The sequence below is a fragment of the Allobosea sp. TBD101 genome (assembly GCF_059817965.1).
Window position 1 is genome coordinate 2,743,534 of record NZ_CM187543.1, and the last position, 17,106, is coordinate 2,760,639.

General features: G+C 63.9%; 22 protein-coding genes and 3 pseudogenes. 14 read left to right on the forward strand and 11 right to left on the reverse strand.

Annotated features, from left to right (window positions below; translation table 11 throughout):
- Positions 1-177 precede the first annotated feature (177 nt).
- The 4 genes and pseudogenes from AC6RIC_RS13445 to AC6RIC_RS13460 form a co-directional block, all read left to right on the forward strand.
- Positions 178-1,872 (forward strand): PHA/PHB synthase family protein, encoded by a 1,695-nt coding sequence (locus AC6RIC_RS13445; RefSeq protein ID WP_499736510.1) that lies wholly within the window; start codon positions 178-180, stop codon positions 1,870-1,872.
- Positions 1,869-2,207, forward strand: a complete 339-nt coding sequence (locus AC6RIC_RS13450) for a MaoC/PaaZ C-terminal domain-containing protein (RefSeq protein ID WP_499736511.1) — start codon at positions 1,869-1,871, stop codon at positions 2,205-2,207. Before AC6RIC_RS13445 ends, AC6RIC_RS13450 begins: the two co-directional genes overlap by 4 nt.
- Before the next feature lie 21 nt (positions 2,208-2,228).
- The gene (locus AC6RIC_RS13455) at positions 2,229-2,459 is read left to right on the forward strand and encodes a hypothetical protein (RefSeq protein WP_499736512.1); all 231 of its coding nucleotides are present in this window, start codon (positions 2,229-2,231) and stop codon (positions 2,457-2,459) included.
- A 243-nt stretch (positions 2,460-2,702) separates the two neighbouring features.
- A pseudogene (locus AC6RIC_RS13460) lies at positions 2,703-3,102 on the forward strand (acetate/propionate family kinase); the annotation flags it as partial.
- A 53-nt stretch (positions 3,103-3,155) separates the two neighbouring features.
- Here AC6RIC_RS13460 and AC6RIC_RS13465 read toward each other — a convergent pair.
- Positions 3,156-3,557 (reverse strand): phasin family protein, encoded by a 402-nt coding sequence (locus AC6RIC_RS13465; RefSeq protein WP_499736513.1) that lies wholly within the window; start codon positions 3,555-3,557, stop codon positions 3,156-3,158.
- A 114-nt stretch (positions 3,558-3,671) separates the two neighbouring features.
- Between AC6RIC_RS13465 and AC6RIC_RS13470 the strand changes: the two genes are divergently transcribed.
- Complete coding sequence (locus AC6RIC_RS13470) at positions 3,672-4,160, forward strand: NUDIX hydrolase (protein ID WP_454656745.1); 489 nt, start codon at positions 3,672-3,674, stop codon at positions 4,158-4,160.
- 337 nt (positions 4,161-4,497) lie between these two features.
- On the opposite strand, the gene AC6RIC_RS13475 is transcribed toward AC6RIC_RS13470, so the two are convergent.
- From AC6RIC_RS13475 to AC6RIC_RS13500, 6 genes and pseudogenes are all read right to left on the reverse strand, one after another.
- Positions 4,498-4,713: a hypothetical protein gene (locus tag AC6RIC_RS13475; RefSeq protein ID WP_454656746.1), complete on the reverse strand. Its 216-nt coding sequence runs from the start codon at positions 4,711-4,713 to the stop codon at positions 4,498-4,500.
- A 91-nt stretch (positions 4,714-4,804) separates the two neighbouring features.
- Entirely contained in the window at positions 4,805-5,425 is a 621-nt protein-coding gene (locus AC6RIC_RS13480; protein WP_499736514.1) for a BON domain-containing protein, read from the reverse strand.
- A 153-nt stretch (positions 5,426-5,578) separates the two neighbouring features.
- Positions 5,579-6,409 carry a universal stress protein gene (locus AC6RIC_RS13485; RefSeq protein WP_499736515.1) on the reverse strand — a complete coding sequence of 277 codons (831 nt, stop codon included), beginning with the start codon at positions 6,407-6,409 and terminating at the stop codon, positions 5,579-5,581.
- Positions 6,410-6,497: 88 nt separating this feature from the next.
- Complete coding sequence (locus AC6RIC_RS13490; protein WP_454656749.1) at positions 6,498-6,878, reverse strand: hypothetical protein; 381 nt, start codon at positions 6,876-6,878, stop codon at positions 6,498-6,500.
- Between the two features lie 109 nt (positions 6,879-6,987).
- Positions 6,988-7,302 (reverse strand): Hsp20/alpha crystallin family protein, encoded by a 315-nt coding sequence (locus AC6RIC_RS13495; RefSeq protein ID WP_499736516.1) that lies wholly within the window; start codon positions 7,300-7,302, stop codon positions 6,988-6,990.
- A 394-nt stretch (positions 7,303-7,696) separates the two neighbouring features.
- A pseudogene (locus AC6RIC_RS13500) lies at positions 7,697-7,948 on the reverse strand (hypothetical protein); the annotation flags it as partial.
- A 220-nt stretch (positions 7,949-8,168) separates the two neighbouring features.
- Here AC6RIC_RS13500 and blh point away from each other — a divergent pair.
- The 5 genes from blh to AC6RIC_RS13525 are packed head-to-tail and all read left to right on the forward strand — an operon-like array spanning position 8,169 to position 11,422.
- On the forward strand, positions 8,169-9,464 hold the full coding sequence (gene blh, locus AC6RIC_RS13505; protein ID WP_499736517.1) for a bifunctional sulfur transferase/dioxygenase Blh: 1,296 nt from the start codon (positions 8,169-8,171) through the stop codon (positions 9,462-9,464).
- Positions 9,458-9,796 (forward strand): sulfite-sensing transcriptional repressor BigR, encoded by a 339-nt coding sequence (gene bigR, locus AC6RIC_RS13510; RefSeq protein WP_454656752.1) that lies wholly within the window; start codon positions 9,458-9,460, stop codon positions 9,794-9,796. The genes blh and bigR overlap by 7 nt, the downstream gene beginning before the upstream one ends.
- Positions 9,793-10,200 carry a YeeE/YedE family protein gene (locus tag AC6RIC_RS13515; protein ID WP_454656753.1) on the forward strand — a complete coding sequence of 136 codons (408 nt, stop codon included), beginning with the start codon at positions 9,793-9,795 and terminating at the stop codon, positions 10,198-10,200. Before bigR ends, AC6RIC_RS13515 begins: the two co-directional genes overlap by 4 nt.
- Entirely contained in the window at positions 10,197-10,640 is a 444-nt protein-coding gene (locus AC6RIC_RS13520; RefSeq protein ID WP_454656754.1) for a DUF6691 family protein, read from the forward strand. Before AC6RIC_RS13515 ends, AC6RIC_RS13520 begins: the two co-directional genes overlap by 4 nt.
- A complete protein-coding gene (locus tag AC6RIC_RS13525; protein WP_454656755.1) occupies positions 10,637-11,422 on the forward strand; it encodes a sulfite exporter TauE/SafE family protein in 786 nt (261 codons plus the stop codon). Before AC6RIC_RS13520 ends, AC6RIC_RS13525 begins: the two co-directional genes overlap by 4 nt.
- A 99-nt stretch (positions 11,423-11,521) precedes the next feature.
- On the opposite strand, the gene AC6RIC_RS13530 is transcribed toward AC6RIC_RS13525, so the two are convergent.
- From AC6RIC_RS13530 to AC6RIC_RS13545, 4 genes and pseudogenes are all read right to left on the reverse strand, one after another.
- Positions 11,522-12,904, reverse strand: a complete 1,383-nt coding sequence (locus AC6RIC_RS13530; protein WP_499736518.1) for a protein kinase domain-containing protein — start codon at positions 12,902-12,904, stop codon at positions 11,522-11,524.
- Between the two features lie 5 nt (positions 12,905-12,909).
- Positions 12,910-13,707 carry a metallophosphoesterase family protein gene (locus AC6RIC_RS13535; RefSeq protein WP_499736519.1) on the reverse strand — a complete coding sequence of 266 codons (798 nt, stop codon included), beginning with the start codon at positions 13,705-13,707 and terminating at the stop codon, positions 12,910-12,912.
- A 158-nt stretch (positions 13,708-13,865) separates the two neighbouring features.
- A pseudogene (locus tag AC6RIC_RS13540) lies at positions 13,866-14,090 on the reverse strand (chromate transporter); the annotation flags it as partial.
- A gap of 232 nt (positions 14,091-14,322) precedes the next feature.
- On the reverse strand, positions 14,323-14,541 hold the full coding sequence (locus tag AC6RIC_RS13545; protein ID WP_454656758.1) for an Lrp/AsnC ligand binding domain-containing protein: 219 nt from the start codon (positions 14,539-14,541) through the stop codon (positions 14,323-14,325).
- 166 nt (positions 14,542-14,707) lie between these two features.
- On the opposite strand from AC6RIC_RS13545, the gene AC6RIC_RS13550 reads away from it, so the two are divergent.
- The 4 genes from AC6RIC_RS13550 to arsB are packed head-to-tail and all read left to right on the forward strand — an operon-like array spanning position 14,708 to position 17,069.
- Complete coding sequence (locus tag AC6RIC_RS13550) at positions 14,708-15,064, forward strand: ArsR/SmtB family transcription factor (RefSeq protein ID WP_499736520.1); 357 nt, start codon at positions 14,708-14,710, stop codon at positions 15,062-15,064.
- On the forward strand, positions 15,057-15,584 hold the full coding sequence (locus AC6RIC_RS13555; RefSeq protein WP_454656759.1) for an arsenate reductase ArsC: 528 nt from the start codon (positions 15,057-15,059) through the stop codon (positions 15,582-15,584). The genes AC6RIC_RS13550 and AC6RIC_RS13555 overlap by 8 nt, the downstream gene beginning before the upstream one ends.
- Positions 15,584-16,009, forward strand: a complete 426-nt coding sequence (gene arsC, locus AC6RIC_RS13560; protein WP_499736521.1) for an arsenate reductase (glutaredoxin) — start codon at positions 15,584-15,586, stop codon at positions 16,007-16,009. The genes AC6RIC_RS13555 and arsC overlap by 1 nt, the downstream gene beginning before the upstream one ends.
- Positions 16,010-16,016: 7 nt before the next feature.
- Entirely contained in the window at positions 16,017-17,069 is a 1,053-nt protein-coding gene (arsB, locus tag AC6RIC_RS13565; protein WP_499736522.1) for an ACR3 family arsenite efflux transporter, read from the forward strand.
- The last annotated feature ends 37 nt before the right edge of the window (positions 17,070-17,106 follow it).

Genomic DNA, 17,106 nt, shown 5'->3' on the forward strand with positions numbered 1-17,106 from the left:
ATCGGCTTTGACCAAGCTCAAGGAGCGCGGGGCTTTTGGAGCGCATCTTGGCGAGAGTTTCGCGGGAAGAAAGCCATGCAGTCCTCATCCCGAACCGGCTTGTCTCGGAAGCTTCGGAGACAGCAACCTTGCAGGGAGGAGACGCTCGGCGAGGAGGCATTCTCAGCGATCGATCGCATGCGCGAAGCGGCGACAGCGAAGCTCACCGGCGGGTTTTCGCCGATGGCCCTGACGCTGGCCTATCTCGACTGGGCTATCCATCTCGCAGCCGCGCCCGGCAAGCAGCTCGAACTCGCAGCCAAGGCGGCGCGCAAGGCCGCCCGCCTGGGCGGACATGTCGCATCGGGGCTTTTCCAGCCGAAGGCCGATCCCTGCATCGCGCCGCTGCCCGGCGACCGCCGCTTCGCGGCGCCGGAATGGAGCAGGCCGCCCTTTGGCTTCATGGCGCAGGCGTTCCTGCTCAACCAGCAATGGTGGCACAACGTCACGCATGAGGTGCCAGGCGTGGAGCCTCACCATGAGGAGGTGGTCTCTTTCGTCGCCCGCCAGCTCCTCGACATGTTCTCCCCCGCGAACAACCCCTTGACCAACCCGGAGGTGATCGCGCGTGCCCGCGAGACCGGCGGCGCCAATTTCGTCGAGGGCTGGAGGAACTGGATCGAGGATCTGCAACGGCAGCTCGCCGGACAGCCTCCTGTCGGCGCCGAACGCTTCGTCGTCGGCCGGGACGTGGCGGCGACGCCCGGCAAGGTCGTCTTCCGCAACCACCTGATCGAACTGATCCAGTACGCGCCGGCGACGCCGACCGTCCGCGCCGAGCCGATCCTGATCGTCCCGGCCTGGATCATGAAGTACTATATCCTCGATCTGTCGCCGGAGAATTCGCTAGTGCGCTACCTCGTTGGCGCCGGGTACACGGTCTTCTGCATCTCCTGGCGCAACCCCGATGCCGACGACCGAGAACTCGCTCTCGATGACTATCGCCGCAGCGGGGTGATGGCTGCGCTGGATGCCATCGCTGCGATCATGCCCGGTCGCAAGGTTCACGCTGCCGGATACTGTCTGGGCGGCACGCTTCTGGCGATCGCAGCCGCGGCGATGGTGCGCGACGCCGACGGGCGACTGGCATCGCTGACCTTCCTCGCGGCCCAGACCGATTTCAGCGAGCCAGGTGAGCTTGCGCTGTTCATCGATACGAGCGAACTGCGCTTTCTCGACAGCATGATGTGGAACCGCGGCTACCTGTCGGCCGACCAGATGGCCGCGGCCTTTCAGCTCCTGCGCTCGAACGATCTGATCTGGTCGCGGCTGGTGCACGACTATCTGATGGGGGAACGCTCCCCGATGTTCGATCTGATGGCCTGGAACGCGGATTCCACGCGCATGCCCTATCGCATGCAGGCGGAATACCTGCGCGGCCTCTATCTCGACAACGATCTGGCGAGCGGCCGCTTCATGGTGGAGGGACGACCTGCGGCGCTCCAGAATATCCGCACACCGACCTTCGCGGTCGCGACCGAGCGCGACCATGTCGCGCCGTGGCGTTCGGTCCACAAGCTGCACCTGTTGATCGATGCCGACTTGACCTTCGTGCTGACGAGTGGCGGGCACAATGCGGGAATCGTCAGCAAGCCCGGTCATCCCGGGCGCCGGTATCGGATGCTCGCGAAGAAGCATGGCGATATCTGCCTCGGTCCCGACGAGTGGTTCGCCGCAGCGCGGACACGCGAAGGCTCGTGGTGGGAGGCCTGGACGGAATGGCTCGAGGGCTTATCGTCGCCCGAGCAGGTCGTGCCACCCGCGTTCGGTGGTGCTGGAAGCGGACGAGAACCGCTCTGCGATGCACCGGGAACCTATGTGCTGCAAAGGTGAGCCGTGGACCAGGAGCTCCTCACCAACCGGACGTTCGACGAGATCGCGATCGGCGAAAGCGCGTCGCCGTCCGCATCGTCCAGCCTGACGACATCGAGCTGTTCGCTTCCGTCTCGGAGGATGCCAACCCCGCCCATCTGGATGCAGCCTTCGCTGCGGCTGATCCGTTCGGGCATGTCGTGGCGCACGGCATGTGGACCGCGGCGCTGGTCTCGGCGGTGCTCGGCACGCAGCTGTCCGGACCGGGTACGATCTATCTCGGGCAGGATCTGCGCTTCCTGAAGCCGGTCACGCCCGGCAATACCATTACGGCGACCGTCACGGTCCGAAGCTAGGAGGCGTCGAAGCGAGCCGTCGTGCTGGATACCGCTTGCTCCAACCAGCGCGGCGAAACGGTTCTGTCCGGCACGGCGACGGTGATGGCACCCGGCCAATGCGTGACCCGGCCGCGCCTGCGCCTTTCCGAAGTCACGCTGAAGCATTCCGATCGCTACGACAGCATCATGGCACAAGCCCGTGCCCTGCCGTCGTTGAGCGCCGCGATCGTCCATCCCTGCTCGCCGGAAGCCATCCTGGCCGCGATCTAAGTCCGTGACGAGGGGCTGTTGCAGCCGCTCCTCGTCGGCCCGGAGGCGAAGATCCAGGCTGCCGCGGCCGCGCGCGCCGTCGAGCTTGCGGTATCGGGCCAGGCGGCGGCCCTCATGAAGGGCAGCTTTCATTCGGATGAGTTGCTCGGCGCCGTCGTCGCTTCAGGCTCCGGCCTCACCACCGAACGCCGCATCTGCCATGCCTATGCGATGAGCCTGCCAGCCTATCCCAAGCCGCGGCTTGTGGAGGATTTGCTCTACCGCCGCAGTGGCCTGCTCGGCGTATCCGGGATCAGTCCCGACAGCCGCGATCTCCTCGACAGCGAAAGGCCTGAAGCGCATGAGGCTCTCGACCTGTTTTGCTTCCGCATCGCGGGGGAGGTGGGCCCGGCTTGCGGCAACGTTGGGCGGGTTCGATGCGATCGTATTCACTGCCGGAATCGGCGAGCATCAGCCGTCAATCCGCGCTGCCGTGGCGAGGCGGTTGAAATGGTTGGGTCTCGAACTCGACGAGGCCGCCAATGTGGCGAATGCAACCCGGATCAGCCGGACCGATGCTCCTGTGGCGGCTTTCGTAATCCCGACCGACGAGGAAGCTGTTATCGCCGAGGATGCATTGGCGCGGGTAAGACCAACCGCATAGCCGTCTGAGCCGAATGGTGGAAACTCGACTCAGACAGGCTTCCGGATAGAGACTTAGGCTGCGGCTTTGTGATTGCCAGTCCAGCCCGACATGTACTGGGCGCCGACCCCGGTCCAGGCATCCACGTTCTTCCGCGCGAGCGTCGACAATTTCTCGGCCTCGTCGGCATAGGCGCCGCCGACGCCTTTGGCGAAGTCCTGCTGGGCGTCCACCGCCTCGCCGATTTCCTTGCAGCGGCCGAGCTTGGCGCAGAATTCGGCCTGGGCTTGCATGCGGCGGCCCATGAACGCCAGGATTTCCGAGGTGATCGCGAGCTGGGTCTCCCAGATCTTCTGCGGCAGCACGGTTGTTGCGGCGAGCTGGGCTTTGACCATCTGCATGCCTTCATCGACCATGGCGGTGGTGCCGATCTGGTCTGGCGCGAGAGAGTTGGAGACAGGCTTCGTCATAGGCATGGGAACCTCCTGAATTGTCTCATTCGCCTGAATGGCGGCGATGGAGAGTTTCCTCCGGGGGCTTCATCGGGTCTTTGACGCAACGCAAAATTTGGAGGCGGTGGAATTACTTCGATGGCTTCGTCCAGTGCCGGAATTCTCATGTATCGCGTTGCGGAGGAAGGTGCCGAGGTTCTCCTCGTCCACCCGGGCGGCCCGTTCTGGCGGCGCAAGGATTTGGGTGCCTGGTCGATTCCCAAGGGCGAGCCGCATCCGGGCGAGGCCGCGGAGGAAACCGCGCGACGTGAATTCGCCGAGGAACTGGGAACCATGCCTGAAGGGCCGCTCGCTCCGCTCGGATGCATTCGACAAAGGTCCGGGAAGATCGTCGAAGGCTTTGCCATCGAGGGTGACCTGGACACGGAGCGGATTCGTTGTGGTAGTGAGGTTGAGATGGAATGGCCGCGTGGCAGCGGTCGGATTCACCGATTTCCCGAAATCGACCGTGCGGCTTGGTTCTCACTTCCGGAAGCACGGTTGCGCATCCTGGCGGCGCAAGGTGATCTTATCGAGCGTCTCGAGAAAAAATTACTCGATGAAACGCTTTGTCCTATCGATCAGTGAGCTGCCGTTGTGACGATTCGCGGCAAAATGGGATAACGTTTGACGTCGTTCTTTTGTCTTTTTCCTTAAGTAATATCGTCAATGCCTCTTCGATCGATTTTCGTAAATTCTGATCGAACGTTGATCGGCCCATCACGCAAAAATAAGCGCTCAGAAGCAGGGTGTTGCACTGGTCGTAATCGGATTGAGAGTCGACCTTCTTCGACATTGTTGACCTCGCACGCCACGCGATCTTTCGGATTCAATCGGCAACGAGCGTTACATGGAAGCGCTGCGCCGGGTTCAAGACCTTGCAGCCGGGATGAAGTTGTGTCCTTGGATGCAGCCGAACTCCTACTCAGCCGGACAACCTCTTATCGCCAGTGCCCGGCTTCTCGTATTCGGGGAAGCGGCAATCGCACTTGCCGGGCTGCGCGCCGATCCGTTCGATGTGGCCGCTCGGCCAAATCCTGAACACGCTTCCGTCGTCGCGCATGAGGTATGCCGGGATCAGAGCGGAATGGGTTCTTCGAATACTTTGCTCTTCCTGTTTCGCCAGCCGTGTCGCAAGCATGATCGCTCCTCGACATGAGTTAGCCGTCGAGATTGCCCGGAGGGACCGGCCGAGACGCGGATCGCGGCCGGTCTGCTTTTCCCGGAAGCCCTCAGGCCACTGCGAGACGGTCCTCGACGATCGCGACCCCGGGAGCGGCCCAGGCAGCTCGTTCGGCGAGCACGCGTTCGTGCCATGCGCTCACCTTGCCCTCGAGAGTCACGCGGCCGCCCGAAACGAGAACGCGGATCTGGTTCGCCTCGAGTTCGGCATTGCGCTTCAAAGCGTCCTCGATCCGGTGCTTGATGTCGCCGGCCTGGACGGTGGGCTTGATGGTGATGTTGTTGGTGATGCCAGTCACGCCCGACAGCTTCCGAACGGCGGTTTGCGCGGCACTGCTCTGGAAGTACCACGGGACCTCGCCGGTCAGGGTGACCCAGCCCTTCTGCACCTTGAGCTGGACCTTGCCGTTGGGAATCGTGGTATCCCATTCGATGATCTTGAGCGCGCGCTGCGCGATCTCGTCATCGTTGGTTTTCTGATCGCTCGGCCAGCGGACCTCGATTTCCTGTGCGATCGCCCGAACGCCTTTCACGCGTTGGACCACACGCTCGGCCATCAGCTTTTCGGCGTAGCTGCCGACATGTCCGGATAAGGTGACGACGCCATTGTCGGCGGCGACGCCGATATGGGCCGCATTGACGCTTGGCTCGAATTCCAACTCGTTCAGCACGCTTTCGCGAAGAGATAAATCACCCATGGCAGCCTCCTGTGTTTGGGTGTATCTTCAGTTTGGTTATCTATACGCTTATTACATTGATAATTATCAATAATTCGGCGCTGAAAATTCGACATATGTTTGCGTGATCTCTGGTGGGGATCATCCTCAATGCGACATCAAGCAGGGTATTGGCGAATGGGCGAGAAGATCGCCCGTAACGCCCCCGAAAACCCATTCTCGCATCCGGGTGTGCCCGTAAGCGCCCGACACGATCAGGTCGCTACCTTCCTCGAGCGCAGCATCTACGATGGTGTCGGCGCAGGAGCCCGACAGCGGCGCGCGCGCCAAGTGCCGACTGGCAATACCGTGGCGCGCTAGGTGCGCGCAGACATCCTCCGTGCCCGCCGTGCTTGCTTCTTCGTCAACGGAAAGCACCGTCACGGTTTCGGCGCGTTGGAGAAATGGCAGGGCATCGAGCACGGCGCGCCGCGCTTCCCGCGTGTCCTTCCAGGCTACGATGACACTCCGGGCGAATATCTCCCGGCAGTCATGCGGGACGACAAGCACGGGGCGGCCCAATCGTAAGACTGCTTCGCTGGGGTCGATCGTCATGAGCCGATGGGACGTTCCCGAAGACGACCTTGCGACGACCACGAGATCGGCGGCGCGTGCCTGGTTGACGATGAACGAGTTGGGCTCTTCGGTACTCCAGCGCCACTCGACGTCCGGTAGCGAGCCGGCGCCACGTCGGAAGTTCGCCTCTGCTTGCCCGAGATCTTCCATAGCGGCTTTTCGGGCGTTCTCGACCAGGATCGGACGCGCGGTACCCAAACCGTCTTCGAGATAGGGGATCGCTGCCTCCTCGGCGGCTACGCCGATCAGGCGGCTGCCGAAACGGGACGCGAGCGAGACGGCCAGCGCGACACGGTTTTCGGCGTCGTTCGACGGTCCCACGCAAACCATGATGCTGGCGAAGTTGCGAATGTTCGAACTCATCGCGGGGCCTTCGTGTGCGAGGATCACGCTGAACGGCGGCTCAGCGCGGAGGAGGAACCAAGGATTCGCTGCTTCACCCGCGAGCGGGTTATTTCAGCTTCATCGAGGCAACCTGGAACGGCAGCAGAACCCCATCCTCGGCATTTCTGATCGAGATATAGTCGCCCGCTCCGAAGCGATGGCCGTCGAACCGGAACCCGGGCTCATCGTCGGCAGTGCCGGCATCGTCATAGTCGATGCACCAGGTTGCCCCACCCGATCCGCCGGCCCGATGCACCAGCCAACCGTATCGATCGGCTTCACCAGCCCAGAAGCGTCGGACACGGCACTTGTCACGGTTTCGCTGCCAAGCTTTGGGATCAAGATGGAGTTTCGCGTCCAATGGTGCGTGAATCTCGTACCCGCAGCCCGGGTGTCCGTCCGGATGGGTGGGCGTTCGCGCAAGATGGAGTGTGACGACATACATCATTGGCTTTCTCCCGGATCGCTACGGAAGTGCTCACTGATCGCTCGGCATATCGGCAAGTGCCCAGGATACTCTCGCGAATGCGAGCGCTTGCGGCGCGATGCCGACGGCGTCAGGCCGCCTTGACGGGGATGACCTCTTCCTTCGGCTGAGACCTCGCCTGCCGCGGCACCTTGATTGTCAGGATGCCGTTGGCGAAGTTCGCGTCGATCTTGTCGGCGGCGATATCGTCGGGCATGCGAAATGAACGGAAGAAGGAACCATAGCGGCGCTCGGATACATAGGCGTCCTCGTCCTTCCGCTCCTTCTCGCTTTTCTTCTCGCCGCTGATCGTCAGAACGCCTTCGGATAGCTTGACCTGCACGTCAGCCGGGGCCATGCCCGGGAGCTCGGCGGTGATCTCGTAGAGATTGTCCGTCTTGGACACGTCGACTGCGGGGACACTTCCCCAACGCTCGAAGCGGGGCAGGGATAGGTCGAAGGAAGGCGCGCTCGCGAACGGATGTCGGCCCGAGCGAAAGCCGAAAGTGTCGAACAGTCGCTCCATCTCGTTCCAAAAGCCTTCGAGGCCCGCCGGCTCGGCTCGGCGAGGCGAAGGCACACGGGTTTCACTCTTGATTGGAAGCTTGGTTGCTGCTCCTGCCATGACGGCCTCCTGTGAGACGATGGCGAGCGGTGCGGTAGAGCCGCGAAGATCGTGCCGCTCAATCAAAGCCCGGTATCTGGCGTGCGGCCAACCGGACCGATGCGTGAACCAAGCACGGATCTCGGTCGGTCACTTTGAGAGAAATCAAAAACGAAATGATCGGAGAGCGAACTGCTCAGGGCCTGCGATCATGGGCGAACTGGCGCCGCTTCCAAGCGAGCCGGAAACGCCACTCTTTCGGCCCTGCAAGCGTTCGCAACGCGTTGAGAATGACCGCGATATCGATGCCCTCCTGAAGAAGGGCCCCGGCCACGGGAGGGATCAAGCCGAAGGCCGCGAAAACCATGGCAATGCCCGACAGGCCGAGACCGACAACAATGCTCTGCCGCGCGATGTGGTGGGTCCGTTGCGCGATCGCGACGGCTTCCGTCAAACCATTGCAGCGGAAACAAATGCTGTGTGAAGCGAGCCAGGCTTGCTTGTGGCGGGGCTCTTCGGGTGATGAAGCCGACCCCGCTAATGGCGTTCCAGCCTCCTGACGAAGCAGTTGGAACGCCATTAGCGGGGTCGGCCGCAGGCGGGCTTGCATTTAGTCGATATATATTATATTTAACTGTAAAGTGATTTCTGCTGAGAGGATGCTCACGATGACTGCCGTCAAGATCGACGACCGGCTGACGATCGCCAGTCAGCCGAGGCAGGAGGCGCTCGCCACGCTGGCGGCGACCGGCTTCGCCACCATTATCAACAACCGACCCGACGGTGAGGAAACTGGACAACCCAGCAGCGCCGCCGAGAAGGCGATTCTCGAGCAGTCGGGTCTTGTTTATCGCTTCATTCCGGTGACGGCGACGACGATCACCGAAGCCGATATCCGCTCCTTCCAAGAGGCAGTGTCGGGGGCCAAGGGGCGCGTCTACGCCCATTGCCGCAGCGGCACGCGATCATTGACGCTGCACGTGCTGGGCGAGGTGCTGGCAGGGCGAATGAAGCCCGGCGAGGTTGAGGCTTTCGGTCGCGCGCACGGCTTCGATCTCTCGGGCGCGGTGCAGTGGCTCGCCCGGAATGCGGCCAAGGCGCCGCAAGTTAAGGGCTTCTACGAGCCGCGCACCGGCAGCATTCAGTATGTCGTAACCGATCCGAAGACGAGGCGCTGCGCGATCATCGACCCGGTCTATGAGTTCGATGAGAAGTCCGGCGCGACCGCCACGCATCAGGCCGACACGATCCTCGCCTATGTGGCGCGCGAGGGGCTCACCGTCGAGTGGATCCTCGACACCCATCCCCACGCCGATCACTTCTCGGCCGCTCATTATCTCAAGCAGAAAACAGGTGCCCGGACAGCCATCGGCGCGCGCGTCACGGATGTCCAGAAGCTATGGCAGGGCATCTACAACTGGCCGGAACTGGCGATCGACGGTTCGCAATGGGATCGACTCTTCGCCGAAGGCGACAGCTTCAAGGTGGGAGAACTCTCGGGTCGCGTGATGTTCTCGCCCGGCCATACCCTTGCCTCTGTGACCTATGTGATCGGTGACGCGGCATTCGTGCACGATACGATCTTCATGCCGGATTCCGGCACGGCGCGCGCGGATTTCCCGGGCGGCAGCGCCCGGGCCCTGTGGGCGTCGATCCAGGCGATCCTGGCCCTGCCGGAAGAGACGCGCTTGTTCACCGGGCACGACTACGAGCCTGGCGGGCGCGGCGCCAGATGGGAGAGCACCGTGGGCGAGCAAAAGCGTGCAAACCCGCACCTCGTCAATATGACGGAGGAGCGCTTCGTCGCGCTGCGGGAAGCGCGCGACCGCACCCTGCCGATGCCGAAGCTGATCTTGCATGCACTCCAGGTCAACATCCGCGGCGGCCGGCTGCCGGAGCCCGAAGCCAACGGAAGGCGCTATCTCAAATTCCCGCTCGATGCGCTCTCGGGGGCCGCATGGTGATGGCCGCCGCAATGATCCGCACGATGCCGCCGGCTGAGATGGAGGAGCGCGCTGGCGAGGTTGCCGCCTTGCTCAAGACGTTGTCGCATCCAGCACGTCTGCGGCTCGCCTGCGCACTCGCCGAGGGCGAATACGCCGTCGGCGAGCTCGAGGAGCGGCTCGGCATCCGTCAGCCGACGCTGTCGCAGCAGCTCGGCGCATTGCGCGAAGCCGGGGTCGTCACGACGCGCCGCGAAGCCAAGCAGATCTTCTACCGCCTGAGCGAAGAGAAGGCCGCGCGCCTGATCGAAGCCCTCTACGCCATCTATTGCGAACCGGAGCAGCAGCCATGAGTGTCTATTGGCCTTCTCTGATCGGCGGCATGTTGCTCGGCCTCTCCGCCGTCGCGCTCCTGCTGCTCGACGGACGGATCGCCGGCATCAGCGGCATCGTCGGCCGCTTGCTCGGCGGCGCGCAGGTCCCGCTGAATGCGGCTTTCGTCATCGGGCTCATCAGCGGCCCGCCGCTCTACATGCTGGCCTTCGGGAGCTTCCCGTCCGTGACCATCGCTACGTCCTGGCCCCTGGTCCTCGTGGCCGGGCTGGCCGTCGGCATCGGCACGCGCATGGGCTCGGGCTGCACCTCGGGACACGGCATCCTCGGCCTTGCCCGCTTTTCGAGACGTTCTTTCGCCGCGACCGCGACCTTCCTCCTCGCGGGGGTCGCCATGGCGACGCTGATGGAGTTCCTGCGGTGAAGCCTCTCGCGCCCCTGCGTATCGTCGTTGCGCTCCTTGCCGGTGCGCTGTTCGGATTCGGCCTGTCGCTCTCCGGAATGCTGGATCCGGCGCGCGTGCTCGGCTTCCTCAATCTCGCCAGCGGTCATTGGGACCCGAGCCTGGCCTTCGTGCTCGGCGGCGCTGTGCTCGTGGCGGTGCCGGGCGTCATGCTGCAACGCCGTCTGCGGCGCCCTTTGCTCGACGACAGCTTCCACCTGCCGGAGAAGACGGAGATCGATGGGAGGCTGCTAGCGGGCTCGGCGCTGTTCGGAGCCGGATGGGGTCTCGCCGGCTTCTGCCCGGGCCCGGCGGTCTCGGCGCTGTCGATGGGCCTCGTCCCGGTTCTCCTGTTCGTCGCAGCGATGGTGGTGGGGATGATACTGCATGATCGGGTGATCGCGGGGATGCTGCCGCGATGACCTCGACCCTCGTCCCTGCCCTCGCTTCCGGCGGCCTCGTGGGCTTCAGCCTTGGGCTGGTCGGCGGGGGCGGCTCGATCCTGGCCACGCCACTGCTGCTCTACGTCGTCGGCGTCGCCAGCCCGCATATCGCGATTGGCACTGGCGCGCTGGCAGTCTCGATCAATGCCTATGCCAACCTGCTCGCCCATGCCCGGAAGGGCCATGTCCGCTGGCTCTGCGCATCAGTCTTCGCGGCGCTCGGTTCGCTCGGCGCCCTTGTCGGATCGAGCCTCGGCCTCGTCGTCGACGGAACACGACTTCTCCTGCTCTTCGGCGCACTGATGGTTGTTGTGGGGCTGCTGATGCTGCGGCCGCGCGGCGTCAGCCGAGGCGATGAGCGGCCGGTGGATCGGCGCATGTGTGCGCTCACCGCCGCCGCGGCGCTGGCGACGGGCGGCGCCTCCGGCTTCTTCGGTATCGGTGGCGGCTTCCTCATCGTGCCGGCGCTCGTCTTCGCCACCGGCATGCCGATGATCAATGCCATCGGCTCCTCCTTGCTCGCAGTGGGAACGTTCGGCCTGGCGACGGCGCTGAACTATGCCCGCAGCGGCCTTGTCGACTGGGTCGTCGCAGTGCAGTTCATCTCGGGCGGCGTCGCGGGCGGCATTCTCGGCATGCTCCTGGCGACGCATCTCTCGAAAGGCAAGGCCACGCTGAACCGCATCTTCGCTGCGCTCATCCTGACGGTCGCGATCTATGTGATCTTCAAGAACCTGCCGATGGCGATCGGCATCGCGTAATCGCGGAGGGTGATTTTGGCGGCACGACCTGGATAGTTCGGGCGAACTTCCTTGGAAGCGCGGCAACCTCGTCGCTATGACTGCATCACGCTACGCGCGTTAGGTGGAAGACCTGTTCCGTACCACCGTCACCGAGCATCCGGCCTCGGCCACGACCTTGGACGAGACGCTGCCGAGATGGCGGCGCAGGGTGGAGGCGCCGCGCGCACCGAGGATAATGTGGCCGATCTGGTTATGCTCGGCATAACGCAATATAGCGTCGGCCGCGCTCACCGCCTGCACGACGTGGTAGCTGATCCGGTCCTCGGCAAGGCCGAGCGGGCTCGCCCAGGCCTTAAGCGCAACCAGCCGCTTGATGTAGACGGAGTGGCCAGCGCTGTCCGCCACGACGTCCTCCCGCAGAATCTCGGTCTTCAGGACGGTTAGGCAAGAGAGGCGTGAATCGGTGCGGGCCGCCAAGAGCCGACCGGTCTCGGCGAGCACGGCATCGGCCAGCGGATTGACGCCATCGGCGAGGTCGACTGCCGCCAGGATAAGTGCCGGACCGGCCTCGCGCCGACGGGCCGTTGGAGCGCCGGTGAGCAGAAGATCATCGCGCTTCTGGAACGCTGCGAGGAGCCAGTCCCACCAGCGACGCTGTGGCAGGGGCTCGACGATCACCACCTGCTCAGGGTTGCGCAACTCGAAAGCGACCCGGGCGGCATCCGCATAGCGGCGCTCGCGATCGACCTCGAGGCATTTCTGAATGATCGTTTCCAGCCAGGCCGGTACCTTCGGATTGCGGGCGGAGGGCGGCTTCGGCGCCTGATAGAGCCTTCGCTTCATCCCCGCCTGTGTCGAGGGCCAGCCGAACGGCGGCTCTCCGGTGGCGAGCAGATAGAGGATGCCGCCCAGGGCGAAGATGTCGCTCGAAGGGTCGGACCGGTCGCCCAGCACCTGCTCGGGTGCGATATAGGCGGCTGAGCCCATTGGGACGTTGCTTTCCTCCGAAAGCAGGTCTGGCAGGCCGGCATGGCGTGAGAGGCCGAAATCGAGCAGCACCGCGCCGCGGGCGGCGAGGATGACGTTCTCGGGCTTCAAGTCGAGATGTGCCACCTGCTGCTGATGCAGGCTGGCGACGGCGGCCGCCACCTCGGCGCCGATGCGCGCGACCTCCTCGGGCGAGAGTGGCGCATTCTTGGCGATCCGTGCGAGGCTTTCGCCTTCGACGAACTCCATAGCGATGTAGGGCGTCTCCGCCAGATCGCCGGAGCGGATGTAGCGCGGAACATGGGGGCCTGATAGGCGCTTCAGGATCAGTTCTTCGACCTCGTAGCCGATGACGGTCGAGACATCCTGGCCGGGCTCGAGAAAGGGAATCTTGAGGACGACGGGGGCTTCCACATCCGGATGATGTGCCCGCCAGAGTGAAGCCATACCGCCGGAAGGCATCAGCGATTTCAGCGTGAAGCCGTCGATCACCTGTCCTTCGTGGAAGCGCATTCCGTTCACCGACCGAAAATGAGCCGCGTGGCGAGAGCCGGCGGCAGCCCCGCCGCCAGCACCTTGCGGGCAGTCGTTTCTGCATCATAGGGCACGCGCCGCATGGTGACGCAGCGCTGCTCCAAGTCGATGAGAGCGAAGCAGGCGGCCGGATTGCCGTCTCGTGGCTGCCCGACGGAGCCCGCGACCACAAGGTGTCGACGCGTCGCGATCAACGGTGCCGGTTGATTGTCAAGCGGCCGAAACGCGACGGGCGGGTAGCCGACACGAGCATAGAACATGGCTGGAACGTGCGTGTGGCCGCAGACGATGAGACGCGCTCCGGTTGCATCGAAGGCGGATTCCGCTGCCTGCGCGTCCAGGATGTAGCGCCAGCGGCCGGGCTCGTTGGCACTCGCATGAACATAGAGGCGATCCTCCTCCACGATTGTCAGAGGCAGTCCGGCGAGGAAGGCACGATGTTCTTCCGAAAGTTGGCTGCGCGTCCAGTGAATTGCGTCGCGAGCGGCCTTGGTCATGCCACGGTCCTCTTGGTGGACCGCCTGATCGTGATTGCCGAGCACCACCCGCGCACCGTTCGCGGCGTACTGCGCCGCAACTTCCACTGCATAAGCCGGATCCGGCCCATACCCGACGATATCGCCGGCAATCACGATCACGTCCGGGGCCGCCGCAGCGACAGCCTCCTTCACTGAATCGAGTGCCTCGCGATTCCCATGGATGTCAGCGAGTACGACGATGCGCATCGATTGTCCGGAGGCGAAAACCTTGGCGATCCTGCCACCATCGAAACGATGCTGCATCTAAAAAGGACTCCATCCCAGCACGCCCCGCAGCCTCGGTCACGAGCATCAAATTTGCTGCCGCTCGTGTTAACGCGGCACCTATCATTTGTGAGTGATCGGGAGCGGCAGCGGTTGCTGGGGCATCGGCACCTGCGGCCCCGAGGCACGGAGGATGATCATAAGGCTCCATCGCTCTTAGAATGCGTGAGTACGCCAGCGACGGCCAGAAATGCCACGGTGATCCAGGGCGGTGCTTTACAGATGATGAGGAGCAGAAAGCCCGCAAGCGGCAGAACGAAAACGTGTCGTGATTGAACGGCGCTCGCCCAGACCGGGTCATAAGGGGCGGCACCGAGAATCCCGACGACCGCTGCGTTAGCACCGCGCATTGCCGCCGTGGCGGCGGCGCCTTGCGGCGGCATGGAAGCGATGCGGTCGATGAGTTCCTTCGGGTTCATGGTCACTCCTTGGTCCGGGTGACGAGGAGAATGACGCCGCTCGCCCGGAGAAAGGAGGCCGAAAGACCCTTCAGCGATCCGAAGGTCGGGCTTCAGTCGCCGATCTTCCAACCGCAGGTCTCACATCTCAGCTCGGCGAAGAGCTGATAGGCTGCCCGGCAGATGATGCTGCCGGTTATGCGGGGCCGAGACACAGGTGCGTCTCGGGTTTCGAGATGCCCTCCATCACGCGAATGCCGGTCAGGAGCCGATTGAATTCGGCCATGCTTGGGACCTCGATCTCGGCGATAAGGTCCCAAAGACCATTCGTCGTGTGCATGGCCGCAAAGCCGGGGTTCTTTCGGAGAGCGGCGACCGTGCCCTTCACGTTTCGGCCTTCCAGTGCGATCATCATGACGCTACGGATCCGATCCGCGGTGTCGGCATCTTCGGGCCAACGCTCGGCGAGTGCGGGGCCGAACGTTGAGTGAGAAGTTGCCGCCGAAAGCAAGTTTGGTTCGCGTCGTCTCCAACCGACACCCGCCTTGCGTTTCGATATTAATGTCGATAAGTCTCGACATATGGAAAATGAGCAAGTCATCCTCGCGCTGGCAGCGCTGGCGCAGAGTACTCGCCTCGACGTCTTCCGCCTGCTGGTGAGCGCGGAGCCAGAGGGGTTGCCTGCCGGCGAGGTCGCTCGCCGTCTCGAAGTTCCCCACAACACCATGTCGTCCCATCTGAGTATCCTCAGCCGGGCAGGGCTCGTCCGTTCGGAGCGCTTCAGTCGCTCGATCATCTACCGAGCCGATCTCGACGCGCTTCGATTGGCCATCGGGTTCCTCCTCAAGGATTGCTGCGGTGGCCGTGCGGAGATCTGCGCGCCGCTCCTGGTTGAGCTCACGCCCTGCTGCCCGCCAAAGGTCACGACCGATGCCTGATCGCGTCCACAACGTGCTGTTCCTCTGCACGCATAACTCCGCTCGGTCGATCATGGCCGAGGCCTTGCTAAACCATCTCAGCGAAGGACGTTTTCGGGCCTTCTCCGCCGGCAGCGAGGGCGGCCCCGGGCCGAAGCCGATGGCGCTCAAGGTTCTGGATGCCGAAGGCATCCCGACCGAGGGCCTGTCGTCGAAGACCTGGGATTTCTTCGCGAAGCCCGGCGCACCCGTCATGGATCTCGTGATCACCGTCTGCGATCAGGCGGCGGGCGAGGCCTGCCCGCATTGGCCCGGGCAACCGATCACGGCGCACTGGGGCATCGAGGACCCGTCCAACGTCCAGGGCAGCGAGATCGAGCGCGAGCGAGCCTTCGTGACGGCGTTGCGCTATCTCAGGAACCGGATCAACGTCCTCCTGTCGCTGCCCGTCGCCAGCCTCGACGAGATGGCGTTGGCTCAGCAGGTTCGGCGGATTGGGGGCCTCGAGGGCGCGAGCGGCGGTCGCCCGGAGGTGGCGTGATGGACGTCATCATCTACCACAACCCGGCCTGCGGGACTTCTCGAAACACGCTCGCGCTGATCCGCAATGCCGGCGTCGAGCCGCACGTCATCGAGTATCTGAAGACGCCGCCGAGCCGGGCGCTGCTGAAGCAGCTTCTCGATCGCGCCGGGCTGACCGCCCGGGACATCCTGCGCGAAAAGGGCACGCCCTTCGCCGAACTCGGCCTCGGCAACCTGAGCCTTTCCAACGAAGTCCTGCTCGATGCGATCGAGGCCCATCCCATTCTAATGAACCGTCCGTTGGTCGTGTCGCTCAAGGGCGTGAAGCTGTGCCGGCCGTCGGAGGCGGTCCTGCCCCTGCTGCCGCCCCAGCTCGGCGAATTCCGCAAGGAGGACGGCGAGCTCGTCGTCGATGCCTCCGGCCGTCCCGTCGCACTCGCCTGAGGTCACCATGTCCACCTTCGAACGCTACCTGACCATCTGGGTCGCGCTATGCATCGTCGTCGGGATTGCGCTCGGCCATGTCATGCCGGGCGTGTTCCAAGCCATCGGCTCGGCCGAGATCGCCAGGGTCAATCTGCCCGTCGCGGTTCTGATCTGGCTGATGGTCATCCCGATGCTGCTGAAGATCGACTTCGCGGCGCTCGGGCAGGTCGGCCGCCACTGGCGCGGGATCGGCGTCACCCTCTTCATCAACTGGGCGGTGAAACCCTTCTCGATGGCGGCGCTCGGCTGGTTCTTCATCGCCTGGCTGTTCCGGCCGTGGCTACCCGCCGACCAGATCAACAGCTACATCGCCGGACTCATCATCCTGGCGGCCGCGCCCTGCACCGCGATGGTCTTCGTCTGGTCGAACCTGACGAAGGGCGAACCGCACTTCACGCTCAGCCAGGTCGCCCTCAACGACGCGATCATGGTCGTCGCCTTTGCTCCGATCGTCGGCCTGCTGCTCGGCCTGTCGGCGATCACCGTGCCGTGGGGAACGCTCGTCCTCTCGGTCGTGCTCTACATCGTCATCCCCGTAATCGTCGCGCAACTCGTCCGCAGCCGCGTTCTGGCGAAGGGCGGGCAGGCTGCGCTCGATCGACTGCTCGGCCGACTGGGACCTGTTTCGCTCGTGGCCCTGCTCGCCACTCTCGTCCTGCTCTTCGGCTTCCAGGGCGAGCAGATCCTCGCCCAGCCGATGGTGATCGCGCTCCTGGCGGTGCCGATCCTGATCCAGGTCTACCTAAATGCCGGGCTGGCCTATCTGCTGAACCGGATCGCGGGCGAGCAGCATTGCGTCGCGGGGCCGTCAGCGCTGATCGGCGCCTCGAACTTCTTCGAGCTCGCAGTCGCCGCGGCGATCAGCCTGTTCGGCTTCAACTCCGGAGCCGCGCTCGCTACGGTCGTCGGCGTCCTCATCGAGGTCCCGGTCATGCTGACTGTGGTCTGGATCGTGAACCGATCGAAGGATTGGTACGAGCGCAGCGACAGCGTGCGAAAGGTTCAGGCAGCGGAGTAATTCGACGATCATGGAAATAGGGCTTGACGAAGCGATC

Excerpts from the sequence above, each read along its gene's own strand:
- AC6RIC_RS13445 (WP_499736510.1), top strand. The coding sequence starts at position 178 with ATGCGCGAAGCGGCGACAGCGAAGCTCACCGGCGGGTTTTCGCCGATG.
- AC6RIC_RS13465 (WP_499736513.1), bottom strand. The coding sequence starts at position 3,557 with ATGCCTATGACGAAGCCTGTCTCCAACTCTCTCGCGCCAGACCAGATC.
- AC6RIC_RS13470 (WP_454656745.1), top strand. The coding sequence starts at position 3,672 with ATGGCTTCGTCCAGTGCCGGAATTCTCATGTATCGCGTTGCGGAGGAA.
- AC6RIC_RS13475 (WP_454656746.1), bottom strand. The coding sequence starts at position 4,713 with ATGCTTGCGACACGGCTGGCGAAACAGGAAGAGCAAAGTATTCGAAGA.
- AC6RIC_RS13485 (WP_499736515.1), bottom strand. The coding sequence starts at position 6,409 with ATGAGTTCGAACATTCGCAACTTCGCCAGCATCATGGTTTGCGTGGGA.
- AC6RIC_RS13490 (WP_454656749.1), bottom strand. The coding sequence starts at position 6,878 with ATGATGTATGTCGTCACACTCCATCTTGCGCGAACGCCCACCCATCCG.
- blh (WP_499736517.1), top strand. The coding sequence starts at position 8,169 with ATGACTGCCGTCAAGATCGACGACCGGCTGACGATCGCCAGTCAGCCG.
- bigR (WP_454656752.1), top strand. The coding sequence starts at position 9,458 with ATGGTGATGGCCGCCGCAATGATCCGCACGATGCCGCCGGCTGAGATG.
- AC6RIC_RS13515 (WP_454656753.1), top strand. The coding sequence starts at position 9,793 with ATGAGTGTCTATTGGCCTTCTCTGATCGGCGGCATGTTGCTCGGCCTC.
- AC6RIC_RS13525 (WP_454656755.1), top strand. The coding sequence starts at position 10,637 with ATGACCTCGACCCTCGTCCCTGCCCTCGCTTCCGGCGGCCTCGTGGGC.
- AC6RIC_RS13530 (WP_499736518.1), bottom strand. The coding sequence starts at position 12,904 with ATGCGCTTCCACGAAGGACAGGTGATCGACGGCTTCACGCTGAAATCG.
- AC6RIC_RS13535 (WP_499736519.1), bottom strand. The coding sequence starts at position 13,707 with ATGCAGCATCGTTTCGATGGTGGCAGGATCGCCAAGGTTTTCGCCTCC.
- AC6RIC_RS13545 (WP_454656758.1), bottom strand. The coding sequence starts at position 14,541 with ATGATGATCGCACTGGAAGGCCGAAACGTGAAGGGCACGGTCGCCGCT.
- AC6RIC_RS13550 (WP_499736520.1), top strand. The coding sequence starts at position 14,708 with ATGGAAAATGAGCAAGTCATCCTCGCGCTGGCAGCGCTGGCGCAGAGT.
- AC6RIC_RS13555 (WP_454656759.1), top strand. The coding sequence starts at position 15,057 with ATGCCTGATCGCGTCCACAACGTGCTGTTCCTCTGCACGCATAACTCC.
- arsC (WP_499736521.1), top strand. The coding sequence starts at position 15,584 with ATGGACGTCATCATCTACCACAACCCGGCCTGCGGGACTTCTCGAAAC.
- arsB (WP_499736522.1), top strand. The coding sequence starts at position 16,017 with ATGTCCACCTTCGAACGCTACCTGACCATCTGGGTCGCGCTATGCATC.